At 68.6% G+C, this 14,014-nt stretch carries 6 protein-coding genes; all 6 read right to left on the minus strand.

The window, feature by feature from the left end; all coding sequences use genetic code 11:
- Positions 1 to 6: 6 nt before the first annotated feature.
- Positions 7 to 282 carry a hypothetical protein gene (locus Q5064_RS09155; protein ID WP_302964073.1) on the minus strand — a complete coding sequence of 92 codons (276 nt, stop codon included), beginning with the start codon at positions 280 to 282 and terminating at the stop codon, positions 7 to 9.
- Entirely contained in the window at positions 263 to 532 is a 270-nt protein-coding gene (locus tag Q5064_RS09160; protein ID WP_302964074.1) for a BrnT family toxin, read from the minus strand. Before Q5064_RS09160 ends, Q5064_RS09155 begins: the two co-directional genes overlap by 20 nt.
- A 216-nt stretch (positions 533 to 748) precedes the next feature.
- Positions 749 to 6,193 carry a hypothetical protein gene (locus tag Q5064_RS09165; protein WP_302964075.1) on the minus strand — a complete coding sequence of 1,815 codons (5,445 nt, stop codon included), beginning with the start codon at positions 6,191 to 6,193 and terminating at the stop codon, positions 749 to 751.
- A gap of 212 nt (positions 6,194 to 6,405) precedes the next feature.
- The gene (gene dapB / locus Q5064_RS09170; RefSeq protein WP_302964077.1) at positions 6,406 to 7,179 is read right to left on the minus strand and encodes a 4-hydroxy-tetrahydrodipicolinate reductase; all 774 of its coding nucleotides are present in this window, start codon (positions 7,177 to 7,179) and stop codon (positions 6,406 to 6,408) included.
- Positions 7,180 to 7,321: 142 nt separating this feature from the next.
- Positions 7,322 to 12,721 (minus strand): hypothetical protein, encoded by a 5,400-nt coding sequence (locus Q5064_RS09175; protein WP_302964078.1) that lies wholly within the window; start codon positions 12,719 to 12,721, stop codon positions 7,322 to 7,324.
- A gap of 25 nt (positions 12,722 to 12,746) precedes the next feature.
- Positions 12,747 to 14,014: DUF11 domain-containing protein (locus Q5064_RS09180; RefSeq protein ID WP_302964079.1), on the minus strand; the 1,268-nt coding region annotated here is incomplete at its 5' end.

The raw sequence follows: 14,014 nt of genomic DNA on the forward strand, positions 1-14,014 counted from the left end.
CTGGCATCATGCCGTTTTGCGCCGCTCGATCTCCTGATCGGCCCTGTCGACGAGCCAGTTGTTTATAACCGCTTTCCTGCTGATTCCTCGACGGCTCGCCTCGTCGTCCATGAGCTCCACGAGCCACGCCGGCAGCGTGGCATTGACGACACGCTGCTCATCATTGCGAACAGGGTGCAGGATTTCTGCGGCAGGAGCCTGGAACAGCGTGCTCACGTCTCCCCCCTCATCGACATAGCGCTCGAATTCAGCCATATCCATTTCAGCGATTGGCTTTGTCATACACCGAAGCCTCCTTTGCTGTCGCCCTTCTAACAGAGACGATGCGGACGGACTCGCCTCGTGCGGCATACACCACCACCCAGCAGCACCCCGCGTAACGTGCAAGGCCGACGAATCGCTCCTCGCCGCCCTTACGTACGGACGTGGCAATCATATTGCGATCGCGCCAAAGTTCCTGCGCCTCATCGAAATCGATGCCGTGCTTTTCGAGGTTCGATTCACTTTTCCGAGCATCGTATTCAAACCGCATTATAACTCCCTTTGGTATTTATTGTATACCTATTCAATACTCATAATAATTTATCGTCAATATGTTACCAATAAACGATATTGCAAATAACATCTGATGTAATTCGATAGGTAATTGTTGATCAACAGAAGAGATACACTGGTGGCTTGTAAAGAAAAGGAGCCGCCTCAGGCGGCTCCTCTATCGAGAGCATTTGCAGTTAGCGCGGTCGCGAGACTAGCGTATGGATTTCTTGTCCCAGCGCTGACGCCGCGCGACGAGGGCGACGACGACCGCGCCGGCGGCGAGGGCCGCGAGCGCCAGGGGGATGGCGGCGGCCAGCATGTCGTCGCCGGTCTGGGCGAGGCGGATGCGGGTCTTGCCGGAGCCGTCCCCGGATCCGGAGCCGTCGTCGGAGCCGCTGCCGTCGGGGCCGGGGGCCTCGGCGAGCACGCCGCCCGACGAGTCCGTGCCGGGGGCGTAGGCCGGCTCGCCGGCGTTGTCCATGCCGGGGTGCTCCTTCAGGAACGCGTCCCAGCCCTCGGAGGGGTCGAAGGGCTCGCCGGGGGCGGGGCGCTCGGCGCCCTCGCCCACCGTGCCCAGGTCCACGCCGGCCGGGGTGGTGCCGTGGGCCGAGGCCACGTTGCCGATGTCGGCGCCGACGGCCTCGGCGGTCACCTCGCACTCGAAGGTGAGCACCGCCGTCCTCCCGCCGGCCAGGTCGCCCGCGGTCACGGCGAGCACGCGGGTGGCGGGATCGTAGGCGGAGTCGGGTACCTCGCGCTCGGAGCCGTCGGGGGCAGTGAGCCTGATCGTGCCGGAGAGCGGGTCCACGCCGAGGGGCAGCACGTCGCGGACGACGGCGCCGTACCACATGGTGTGCGGGCCGGAGTTGGAGAGCGTCACCGTGTAGCGCACGGTGTCGCCCACGGCCGTGGTGCCGTCGTCCCGCGTGAGGTTCTCGGCGGTCTTGGCGACCTTCACGTCGGCCGGCCCGGCCTCGTCGTCCTCGAGCTTGGGGCTCGCCGGCAGCACGGGCGGCATGTCGGGGTCGGAGGCCGGCGGCGTGCTGATAAGCTCGTCCTCGATCTCCTCCCAGGGCTTGGTGGGAGTGAAGGGTGTGCCGGGCTTCGGCTTCTCGTAGGGCTCGCCCTCCCCGTCCGGGTCGGTCGGGTGCTCCCGCTCCCACTCGTCGGTGGGCGTGGTGCCGAGCGTGCCGCCCTCCACGACGGGATCCGTCGGACGGCTGCTCGGATTATCAGGATCCTGCGGCTCGCGGGTCTCCGGCGTGGAGGTCACCTCCACATCGAAGATGAGCTTCGCGCTCTCCCCGAAATAGAGGTCGCCGCCGTTCACGGCGATGACGCCGGTCTTCGGGTCGTAGGCGCTGTCGGGCACGTCGTGGACGTTGCCCTCGGCGTCGACGAGCTTGATGGTGCCGGGCTTGGGCTCCATGCCCTCGGGCAGGGTGGCCTTGATGACGGCGTCGGCGAGCTTGGAGTCGGGGCCCTGGTTGGTGGCGGTCACCGTCACGGTGAGCGTGTCGCCCACGAGGAACCGATCGTCGCCGTGGTCGTCGCCCTTCTCCTTCTGCTCCACCGTGACCGTGGTCACGATGTCGGCCGCCGCGGGGTCCTTGGGCAGGACGGGGGTGGGCTCGTCCGGCGGGAACTTGCCCGTCTCGGGATCCTTGTCGCCCTCGCCCACCACGACGATGTCCACGTCGGGCACGAGCTTGGTCGGCGGCACGGCCTCCTCGCCGGGGGCCAAATCCGCCTCGTCCTTGCCGTAGCCGCCCGAGCCCGCGGGCTCGTTCGTTATCTCGGGGAGCTTGCCGTCCTCCGGGCGATCGCCGAGCCCTTCGTCCTCGGACACCGTGGCGCAAAAGCGCACCGAGGTGGACTGGCCGCCGTACACCGTGCCGACGCCCTTGGTGAGCGTGGGGGCGACGTAGCTGAAGTCGCCCTGCTTCACGTCGGACCACGCGAGCCCGTCCCAGTCGAAGCCCTCGTAGAAGGCATCGGAGCCGAGGGAGGTGCTCTTGTCGGTGCGCGTGGCGTAGTTGGCCGCGATCTCCACCGAATCGGCGTCGAAGGCGAGCTTCGAGTCGATGGCGTCCGCGAGCTCGGCGCCCTGCCAGGCGGAGCCGGGCGTGAGGTTCAGGCCGGTGACCGTGTACTCGATCACGTCGCCGGGGCGCGGGGGCGTGTGGGAGCGCCCGGCCGAGGATCGGGCCGCACTCGCGAAGGCCTCGCCCTCCCCTGCGGCCAGCGCCGCCGCGCCGCGCGCCATGAGGGCCGCGGCCGGCTCGGGAGCCGCCTCGCCGAGGGCCGTCAGGTTGCGCCAGGTGAGGCGTATCTGCACCTGGGGCTTGATGGAGGGGTCGGGCCGCACGTTCACCGTGAGGATGTACTTGATGCCGGTGAACAGGGCGTTCGCCTTCTGCTCCAACGTGATGACCGAGGTGCCGCAGCTGTTCACCTGGATCTGTAGCTTCCCGTCCTCGTCGAGGGCGGGGCTGCCGTCCTCGCCGCGCACCAGGTCGGCCACCGCCGTGTTGGAGGTGGTGAAGCCGCCGGGCGCCGAGGAGGAGGACGTGATGGCCATCTTGAAGAAGTCGTCAACCTCGGCGTCCGCCTTGTGGAAGTCGCCGTAGCTGACGTTGATGGTCTTGCGCACCACCTGCATCTTGCCCGTGGGGTTGTCCGGGTCGGGCGTGGGGTTGGGCGTGTCTGTGACCTCCACCTTGTCGGGATCGTCGGGGGTGACCGTACCCTCGGGCTTCACCGGCACGATGGTGGTGGGCTTGCTCGCCTCGTTGTCGGGATTGGCCTCGGTGCCCTCCACGTAGTTCTTGTCGGGGATGTACTGTACCGTCACCTTGTGCTCGTTGCCCTGGCCCGAGGTCTCCAGCACGTCGAGCGCGCCGTCGAGGCGTGTCGGATCGAGGTAGTAGACCACCTGCGTCTCCCACCGGCCCGCCTCGCCGGCCACGGCCGAGGGGGTGTTCGCCGACGCCTCCGTCGCGCCCTCCTGAATGGCGAAGGTGGAGCCGGCCGACGCCTCCACCGCCTCCTTCGTGAGGGCCACCGGCTCGCCCACGGGCTTGCCGTCGATGAGCACCTGGAAGCTGCCCGTGGGGGCCTTGCAGGTGACGGCCGTGCCCTTGGCCGAGCGCACCGTGAAGGCCACGCGCAGGCGGTTGCCGGGCTCGGCGTCGGTCTCCTTCACCAGTTCGTAGTCGTAGGCGTCGTCGGAGACCTTCTTCAGGCGCACCCAGGCGGTACCGTCCTTCTCGGCGATCTTCACCACGGCGGGCACCGGGGTCACCGACGACCAGCCGGTGATGCGGTGGCCCCAGTAGTTCTCCTGGAAGCCGGGGGTCTCGGCGAACTGCTTCGAGACGAGCTGGAAGCGGAAGGTGCCGGTGTCGGCCGGCATTTTGCCCTCGCGGACCACCTCGCTGCCCGGCAGCGGGCTTCCGCCCACGGAGTCGTAGGCCTGGTAGCTCACCTCGATCTTTTCGGGATCGTCGAGAAGCTTGCCGTTGGTCTCGAAGGGCGTGGTGTCGATGGGCTTTTCCTTCGACACGGTGAGCATCTCGAAGGGAAGGCCGTCGTAGGGCTTGTTGAGATCGGAGAAGTACTCCTTCTGCTCGTCGGTGAGCTTCTCCACGTCGATGTCGATGTAGCGCTTCAGGACGGAGCCCTGGTCGCCGCCAACCTCCTCCACGTACATGGGCTCGATGTCGTGCTCGACGCCGGCGGCGTCGCGGTAGGACATGGTCACGGTGACGTTCTTGCCCGTGGCGCTCTCGGGCAGCCACAGGTAGAGCTTGCCGTCGTCGAGATAGGAGGGGGAACCGTAATTCTGCGCCTGGTTGTCGATCTCGAGCTTCCACTTGGTGACGGGGACTGTCTTGTTCTCCCCCACGTTGAACTCGCTCGACAGGTCGATGGTGAGCATCTGCACCTTGTCGCTATCGGGGAGGAACGTGCGCTTGCTTACGTCCGGATCGTTCGGGTCGCCGCCCGTAACGCGCTCCACATCGGCCCACGAGGAGATTCCCTGGGTGTTGAAGGCAGTGTCGCCGATACCTTGGAACATGCTCGCCTCACACTGGACCGATCCGCCGGTGATGATGGTGTAGCCGAGGCGCGCGCCGATGCTGAAGAGCTGCGGCGGTGCGCTGCCGTAGGTCACCGTGGTGAGCAGCGTGCCGCCGGTCACGAGGATAACATGGTCTTTGTTCGACGCGGGCCCGTGGGCGCAGCTCTGGCCGAAGGCGTTGCCGTGACCACCGTTGGTGGCCTTCACGAAACCGCCGTTGAGCGTGATGTCGCCCGCCACGCTGTGATAGTGATCGGAGCCGACATACTGCTGGTTGGCCGTGTAGTACTCAGACGTTGCCGGCGCGGGCCCGTACCAACTGAAGGATCCCGAGTCCGCCTCGTTGTCCGGAATCTCGATGGCATCCGCTTTCGCCGTGCAGGCCATATTGGCGCTCGTCGTCAGGTACCCGAGTGCCGCACCGATACCAGTGCCGCAGTAGCCTCCCCGCGCATCGACCTTTCCCCCGTTGATAGTGATGACCGTGCCGGAGCCGCCCGATCCCGCGCCGAGGCCCGAGCCGTTCGACTCGCTTGCCACTGCGAGGTAGACGGAGGTGCTGATATCGCCGCCGTTGATGACGAGCGTGCCGGCATTCTCCTTCGGACCCGATCCGATGCCGGAGGAGTAGTAGCCGCCGGCCGCGACGAGCTTTCCGGGCTGCGCCGGCTCGAGCGTTGACAGGGCGTCGCCGGCCTTTACCGTCTGGCCGCCGAGCAGCGTCGCGTCAGTCCCTACCATGCCGTTCACTGGCGTGACGATGTCGTCGAGGTTGAACTTAGAGCCGCCGGCCTTCACGTTCGTGATCGAGTCGTCGATAACGAGGACGGAACCCCAGCCGCAGCGAATGGCAGGCCACTGGGCAGTTACCGGGGAAACGCTCAGAGTATTGGTAGAGCCGTCTGCCAAGGTGAGGTACAGCGAGGTCTTGTCTTTGATTTGGTTGGCGTTCTTAACCTTCACCCCGTCGCCATCTTCGTCGGAGTTGGTGATCATGTTGATGGGCGACGCCGTGGAGGTGGCGATGGTGACCCCCGCAAGGGTGAGGTCGGCCTTTACGCCGGCATCGATCTGGATGGTATGGGCCGTCTGCGCCGGCGTGCTCACCGTGAGGGGCGTCGAGGTGAGGATGTGGAGGGTCGCGCCGTCGAAGAAGAAGTCGCCGTCGCCGGCCGTGAGGCTGGTGGCGGCCTTGCCGCCCGAGACGGTGAAGCCGCCGGCAGTGGTTCCCCCGTCGGCCTGGGCGGAGGGCTCGTTCGCCTCCGTGGAGGCGGCGGCGCGGGCCACGCGTTCGAGATGCTGGGCCCCGAGACTCGCCGCGCGAGCAGCGCCGTCGGGGGCGTCCTCGGGCTCGGTCTCGACCGAGGGCTCGACATCGGCCTCGCCCGCTCCCGCGTCCGACACGGCGCCGTCGAAGTCGCCGCCGGGATCTATCTCAGAAGCGAGGGGGGGGGTAGGCGCGTTTTCCTCGTCCGCGTAGGCCGCGGGCGCCGAGACGGGCATCATGAGCCCGCAGGCGAGCACGGCCGCCATGGCGGCGCGGAGGACGGCGCTCCGGTTGGTCTTCCTCATGGCATTCTCCTGGCTCTCTCTATAGCCGGCGCAACCGGCTCGGCTGTGGCCGCCCTGTTGCGCTCCCGTTACCAAACTGTAGGTAAATTCTGATTATATACCCAAGCCAGAGCGGAGAAAAGCATGAGTTTTCCCATCGTAGAAAGAAGAGCCGCGCAGCGGCGGCTCTTCCCTCGCGAGGCGGTTTCGGGCAGGCGCCCGCGCCGCTTCTCCTAATCCATGAAGGTCTCGAGCCCCACGATGAGCCCCTCGCGCTCCCCCACGCTGCGGATGCCCAGAAGCACGCCGGGCATGTAGGAGGTGCGGTCCCACGAGTCGTGGCGGATGGTGAGCGTCTGGCCGAGGGAGCCGAAAATGACCTCCTGGCTGGCCACGTAGCCCATGGAGCGGACCGCGTGCACCGGCACGCCCTCGACGAGCGCACCGCGGGCGCCCGCGGCACCGGGCATCTCGGTCTCGCGGCCGGGCGCTTCGCTGACCCGGGGGCTGCGGGCCTCGGCGATGAGCTGGGCCGTGCGCACGGCCGTGCCCGAGGGGGCGTCCTTCTTGTTGCAGTGGTGGAACTCGATGACCTCGGCCTCGGGGAAGTAGGGCGCGGCGGCCTTCGCGAACTCCATCATGAGCACGGCGCCCGTGGTGAAGTTCGGCGCGTAGAACAGGCAGGCGCCGTCGGCCGCGCTTCCCGCCAGCTCTTCGAGCGTCTCATTGGAGAGGCCCGTGGTGCCCACCACGCAATCGACGCCGCGGGGCAGCGCCACGGCCAGGTTGGCGGCCACGACGCTCGGCTGCGTGAAGTCTACGAGCACATCGGCCGGGACGGCGTCGAGGGCCTCCTCGACCGTGGCGAAGACGGGGAACGCGCCCTCCCCGCCGGCGGCGTGCGGGTCGATGCCGCAGGCGACCTCCATGTCCTCGGCGGCGGTGACGGCGTCGACCACGGCGCTTCCCATGCGTCCGGCACAGCCTGCGACGGCGACTCGTATCATAAGCGGTTCCTCCTTCGTGTCGGCGAATGGGCCCATTGTAGCGAAACGGGGGAGCCGCGTTAAGCGACTCCCCCGCTATCGGATGCCTGTCATGCGGCGGCTGGCCCCCTTCCGACGGAAAGGGATCGCGGCGGCCGCGGGGCTACCAGCGGCCGCTCCCATCCTCGTCCCAGCGGCGACGGCGCGCGACGAGAGCGGCGACGACCGCGCCGGCGGCGAGGGCCGCGAGCGCCAGGGGGACGGCGGCGGCCAGCAGCATGTCGCCGGTCTGGGCGAGGCGGATGCGGGTCTTGCCGGAGCCGTCCTTGGAGCCGTCTCCGCCGCCCGGGCCGTCGCCGTTGCCCGAGCCGTCGCCGGATCCCGGGGCCTCGGCGAGCACGCCGCCCGAGGCGTCGGTGCCGGGGGCGTAGGCCGGCTCGCCCGAGTTGTCCACGCCGGGATGTTCCTCGAGGAACGCGTCCCAGCCCTCGGAGGGGTCGAAGGGCTCGCCAGGGGCCGGGCGCTCGGCGCCCTCGCCCACCGTGCCGAGATCGACGCCCGCGGGTGTGGTGCCGTGGGCGCTCGCCACGTTGCCTATGTCAGCTCCCACCGCGTCGGCGGTCACCTCGCACTCGAAGGTGAGCACGGCGGTGCGGCCGCCGGCCAGGTCGCCGGCGGTGACGGCCAGCACGCGGGTGGCGGGGTCGTAGGCGGAGTCGGGCACCTCGCACTCGGAGCCGTCGGGCGCCACGAGCCTTATCGTGCCCGAGAGCGGGTCCACGCCGAGGGGCAGAACGTCGCGGACGACGGCGCCGTACCACATGGTGTGCGGGCCGGAGTTGGAGAGCGTCACCGTGTAGCGCACGGTGTCGCCCACGGCCGTGGTGCCGTCGTCCCGCGTGAGGTTCTCGGCGGTCTTGGCGACCTTCACGTCGGCCGGCCCGGCCTCGTCGTCCTCGAGCTTGGGGCTCGCCGGCAGCACGGGCGGCATGTCGGGGTCGGAGGCCGGCGGGGTGCTGACAAGCTCGTCCTCGATCTCCTCCCAGGGCTTCGTCGGCTCGAAGGGCGTGCCGGGCTCGGGCTTCTCGTAGGGCTCGTCGGGGGTAGCGCCGGGGTCGGTCGGGTGCTCCCGCTCCCACTCGTCGGTGGGCGTGGTGCCGAGGGTCCCGCCGGTGATGGGCGGGTCGCTCGGGCGCGTGCCCGGGTTATCCGGGTTGTCCGGGTCGGACGGGTCGCGCGTGTCGGAGGTGGAGGTGACCTCCACGTCGAAGACGAGCTCCACCTTCTCGCCGCCGTACAGGTCGCCCGCGTTCACGGCGATGACGCCGGTCTTCGGGTCGTAGGCGCTGTCGGGCACGTCGTGGACGTTGCCCTGGGCGTCCTTCAGCTTGATGGTGCCGGGCTTGGGCTCCATGCCCTCGGGCAGGGTGGCCTTCACCACGGCGTCGGCGAGCTTGGAGTCGGGCTCGGTGTTCTCGGAGGTCACCGTCACCTCGAGCACGTCCCCCACGAGGATGCGGTCGTCGCCGTGCTCCTCACGGTGCTCCTTCTGCTCGACCTTCACGGTGGTCGAGATGGAGCCCGCCGCCGGATCCTTCGGCAGCACCGGTGTGGGCTCGGGATCGGGGAACTCGCCGGTGGCCGGGTCGGGGTCCCCGTCGCCCACCACGACGATGTCCACGCCGGGCACGAGATCGGTCGGGGGAACCGCCTCCTCGCCGGGCTTCAGATCCTCCTCGTCCTTCCCGTAGCCGCCCGAGCCCGCCGGCTCGTTCCCTATCTCGGGGAGCTTGCCGTCCTCCGGGCGCTTGCCGAGGTCCTGGTCCTCGGCCACGGCGGCCCGGAAGCGCACCGAGGTGGACTGCCCGCCGTACACGGTGCCGACGCCCTTGGTGAGGGTGGGCGCGCTGAAGGTGTAGTCGCCCTTGGCGACGTCGCTCCACGCGAGGCCGTCCCAGTCGAAGCCCTCGTAGAAGGCGGCCGTTCCCAGGTCGTATTTGTCGGAGTGGGTCGGGTAGTTGGCCGCGATCTCCACCGACTCGGCGTCGAAGGCGAGCTTCGAGTCGATGGCGTCCGCGAGCTCGGCCGCCTGCCAGGCTGAGCCGGGCGTGAGGTTCAGGCCCGTCACCGTGTACTCGATCACGTCGCCGGGGCGCGGCGGGGTCGCGGAGCGGTCGGAGGCGGTGCGGGCCGATGCCGCGAAGGCCTCCCCCTCCCCCGCCGCGAGCGCCGCCAGGCCGCGCGCCATGAGGGCCGCGGGCTCGCCGGCGGCCTCGCCGAGGGCCGTCAGGTTGCGCCAGGTGAGGCGGATCTGCACCTTCGGCTTGAGGCCCGGGTCAGGCAGGATGTTCACGGTGAGGATGTACTTGATGCCGGTGTAGAGCGCGTTGGCCTTCTGCTCCAGGACGATGACGGAGGTGCCGCAGCTGTTCACCTTGATCTGCACCTTCCCGTCCTCGCCGAGGGCCGGGGCGCCGTCCTCGCCGCGCACCAGGTCGGCCACCGCGGCGTTGGACACCGACCAGGCGCCCGCCGCCGAGGAGGTGGAGGTGACGGCCAGCCTGAAGAAGTCGGCGGCGTCTGCACTGTGGAAGTCGCCGTAGCTGGCGGTGATGGTCTTGCGCACCACGGTCATCTTCCCCGTGGGGTCGTCGGGGTCCGTGCCGCCCGGGCCCGGCTCCGGGTCGGGCGAGGTCTCGATGGTCACCTTGTCCTCGTCCTCGGGGTCGGGCTGCACGTCGCCCTCGGGGGGCACCGGGACGATGAAAGTGTCCTCGTTCTTGGCGTTGTCCGGGTTCTTGTCCACGCCCTGGATGTAGTTCTTGTCGGCGATGTACTCGATGTTCACCGTGTGCTGCTCGCCGTCGCCGGCCTGCTCCAGCAGCTCGAGCAGCCCGTCGCGGTTGGCCGGATCGAGGTAGTAGGTCACCGACGTGGCGTGGCGCGTCTCGGTGCCGCCCGAGGCGGCGTCCACCTGCACGTCCCTGTACGCGAGGCTCGAGTGCGGCGACTCCTCCATGGCGGCCTCGGTGAGCGGGATAGGGTCGCCCACGTCCTTGCCGTCGATCTTCACCTGGAAGTAGCCGGTGGGCGCCGCGCAGGTGAGGGCGGTCGTGTTGGCGCTGCGCACGTCGAAGGTGAGCTTGAGGCGGTTGCCGGCGATGCCGCCGGCGTCCTGGTCCTTGGTGATGGGCTGCCAGGCGCCGGCCGAGCCCTCGGCCGCGTCGACGTCCAGGTAGCCCCACTCCACGCCGTGGAAGTCGAGCACGGCCGGGACGGGCGTGATCTCGGCCCATCCGGAGATGCGGTGGCCCCAGTAGCTGTTGCCGAAGCTGCCCGTAGCGTACTGCTTCGAGATGAACTGCACGCTGTAGATGCCGGTATCGGCGGGCATCGTGACGTTGGACGACCCGGTGACGGCCTCGCCGAGCGGTTTGCCGCCCTTGCTGTCATAGGCCTGATAGGTGGTGTCCACCGCGTCGGGATCGTCCAGGGTCTTCCCCTCGGCCTCGAAGCCCTCGGTGTTGATGGGGTTCTTCGAGATGTCGAAGGGGGCCAGGATCAGGCCGTCGTACTCCTTCGTCAGCGTTTTGAAGTAGGCCTGCTGCTCGGCGGGGAGCTTCTCCACGTCGATGTCGATGTAGCGCTTGAGGGTGGAGCCCGCCGCGCTGCCCACCTCCTCCACGTAAAGCGGCTCGAGGACATGCTCCTTGCCGTCGGCGTCCAGATAAGACATGTTGACGGTCACCTTCTTGCCGGTAGCCGAGGCGGGAACCCACACATAGGCCTTGCCGTTATCCAGATAGGTGGGAGCGCCGTAATCGTACGGGAAGTTGTCGATCTCCAACTTCCAGGACGAGACGACCACCTTGTCGGGCACGGCTCCGTCTACCTTCACGTCCTCGCTGAGGTCGATCTGCACCATCTGGACCTTGTCCTCGTCGGGCAGCGTGTAGCCGGTGTAGCCGGTATTGGATACGGGATCGCCCCCGGCCTTGCTCACCACGTCATCCCACGTGGTCACCCCGAGCGTGTTGTAGGCCGTGCCGCCGAGGCCCTGGAAGAGCACCTTGCCGTTGTAGGCGGAAGACGTTCCCGTCTGAACCTGCACGGAGCCGCCGGTCACGATGGTGTAGCCCAAACGCGCGCCGATGCCGAACATGTAGGGGTTAGTGCTCCCCGGGCTCTGCGACTCCGCCTTCACGGTGCCGCCCGTGATGCGGATGATGTGCCCGCGATTGGTATTGGGGCCGTGGCCGCAGCTCTGGCCGATGGCATTGCCGTGAATGCCGGACTTCGCGTACACGTAGCCGCCGTTGATGGTGATGTCGCCCGCCACGGTGAAGGACGTTGTGCTGCTGCCGGTCTGGACGGTGCTTCCCGCAAGATCGTTGACGCCGTCCGCGCTGTAGGTATAGGGAACGCCGGCCTTGCCCCAGAAGCTATAGCCTTGGGAAAGCTCGTAGGAGTTGATGGATGTCGGAACGCCGATGGCATCGTCTTTGAACGTCGAGCCGTTGTGCGACGAGCTATGGTAGCCGAAGCCGGCGCCGATAGCCGTGCCGCAGCCGGCGCCGTAGGCGGCAACCTTGCCGCCGTTGATGGTGATGACGGTGCCCGAGCCGTTTCCGCCGCCGCCGATGCCGGAGCCGTTGAAGTCGTAGGTGGGGTTCGACATCCTCGCGGTGATGTCGCCGCCGTTGATGACGAGCGTGCCGGCGTTCTCGGAGGGGCCGGAGCCGATGCCTGCGGAGTGGAGGCCGCCTTGGGCCACGAGGACACCCGCCTTCGGCGACTCCATCTTGCCGATGGCGTCGCCGGCCTTGAGGGACGTGCCGCCCAAAAGCGTCACGTCCGAGCCGATCATGCCGTTCTCGGGGATGACGATGTCATCCAGATTGAACTTGGAGCCGCCGGCCTTGATGTTGGTGATGGAGTCGTCGATGACGAGAATGGAGCCCCAGCCGCAGCGGATGCCCGGCCAGCCCGTGCTGAGCACCTCATCGGTCCTTGTGAACAGCAGGTTGTTGGTGGTGCCGTCCGCAATAGTGAGGTGCAGCATCGTCTTGTTGCGAATCTGGTCGGCGTGCGTCGCCTTGGCGCCCGATGCCGTGTCCATGGAGTTCGTGATCATGTTGATGGGCGACCGGACGGTGGTGGCGATGTTCACGCCGGCTAGGGTGAGGTCGGCCTTCACGCCGGCATCGATATCGATGGTCTGGGCGGTGCTGGTCACCCCGTCGGCCATCTTCACCGTGAGGGGCGTCGAGGACTTGATGTGGAGGATGTTGCTCTCGAAGGAGTAGTCGGTTCCCGCGGTACCGCCGAGGATCTGGAAATGGCAGTTTGCGGGCGTGTCCCACTCGGTAGCCGACGCGGGGGCCGCGGAGGGCCCGGAGCCGTCGGCGGCCGAGACGATCGCGCCCGCCGCCGCGGCCATGTCGGACAATGCGCCCACGGCGGAATCCCCGCCGTCGGCGAGGGCCGCCAGCGGGGTCGTCGGGACCACGAGGCCGCAAGCCAACACGAGGGCCAGGGCACTACGGAGGAGTCTGCTCTTCATTCTCATGCCTTCACGCTTCCTTCCGTTACCAGCGATTCCGACGGCGGCTGGCGGCGGCCATGACGCCGACGGCCGCGAGAGCCGCGAGCGGCAGGCCGAGGATCAGCAGGGCCATGCCGTCGCCGGTCTGGGCGAGGCGAATGCGGGTCTTGCCGGAGCCGTCCTTGGAGCCGTCGCTCGTTCCGTCTCCGCTACCGGAGCTGCCGTCCGAGCCATCCCCGCTGCCGGAGGGGTCGGACGGCACCACGCCGCCTGCGGCGTCGGTGCCGGGGGCGTAGGCGGGCTCGCCCGAGTTGTCCACGCCGGGATGGCCCTTGAGGAACGCGTCCCAGCCCTCGGAGGGCTCGAAGGGCTCGCCGGGGGCGGGCCTGGTCGCGCCGGGGGCCACCTCGGACGGGTCCGCGTCGGAGGGCCGGGTGCCGTGGGCGCTCGCCACATTGCCCGTGTCGGCGCCGACGGCCTCGGCGGTCACCTCGCACTCGAAGGTGAGCACGGCGGTGCGGCCGCCGGCCAGGTCGCCGGCGGTGACGGCCAGCACGCGGGTGGCGGGGTCGTAGGCGGAGTCGGGCACCTCGCACTCGGAGCCGTCGGGCGCCACGAGCCTTATCGTGCCCGAGAGCGGGTCCACGCCGAGGGGCAGAACGTCGCGGACGACGGCGCCGTACCACATGGTGTGCGGGCCGGAGTTGGAGAGCGTCACCGTGTAGCGCACGGTGTCGCCCACGGCCGTGGTGCCGTCGTCGCGGGTGAGGTTCTCGGCGGTCTTCGCCACCTTGATGTCCGCCTCGGCGCCGTCCTTCCCCTCGGTCGAGGGGCTGGCGGGCAGCACGGGGGGCATCTCGGGGTCTGAGGCCGGAGGCGTGCTGACGAGCTCGTCCTCGATCTCCTCCCAGGGCTTGGTGGGGGTGAACGGCGTGCCGGGCTCGGGCTTGACGTAGGGCTCGTCGGGGGTGCCGGGCACGAGCGGGCTGTCCGGGTCGCCGGGGTCCTCGGGGACCATCGGGTGGTCGCGCTCCCACTCGTCGGTGGGCGTGGTGCCGAGCGTGCCGCCGGTGATGGGCGGGTCGCTCGGGCGCGCGCCCGGGTTATCCGGGTTGTCCGGGTCGGACGGGTCGCGCGTGTCGGAGGTTGAGGTCACCTCCACGTCGAACACGAGCTTCGCGCTCTCCCCGCCGTACAGGTCGCCGGCGTTCACGGCGATGACGCCGGTCTTCGGGTCGTAGGCCGAGTCGGGCACCTCGTGGACGTTGCCCTCGGCGTCGACGAGCTTGATGGTGCCGGGCTTGGGCTCCA

Origin of the sequence: uncultured Adlercreutzia sp., assembly GCF_958431955.1 — a bacterium.
In the GTDB taxonomy this organism is placed as follows: Bacteria; Actinomycetota; Coriobacteriia; order Coriobacteriales; family Eggerthellaceae; genus Adlercreutzia.

Bases quoted from the DNA above. Each gene is read 5' to 3' on its own strand.
- Q5064_RS09160 (WP_302964074.1), bottom strand. From the start codon at position 532: ATGCGGTTTGAATACGATGCTCGGAAAAGTGAATCGAACCTCGAAAAG.
- dapB (WP_302964077.1), bottom strand. From the start codon at position 7,179: ATGATACGAGTCGCCGTCGCAGGCTGTGCCGGACGCATGGGAAGCGCC.
- Q5064_RS09165 (WP_302964075.1), bottom strand. From the start codon at position 6,193: ATGAGGAAGACCAACCGGAGCGCCGTCCTCCGCGCCGCCATGGCGGCC.
- Q5064_RS09155 (WP_302964073.1), bottom strand. From the start codon at position 282: ATGACAAAGCCAATCGCTGAAATGGATATGGCTGAATTCGAGCGCTAT.
- Q5064_RS09175 (WP_302964078.1), bottom strand. From the start codon at position 12,721: ATGAAGAGCAGACTCCTCCGTAGTGCCCTGGCCCTCGTGTTGGCTTGC.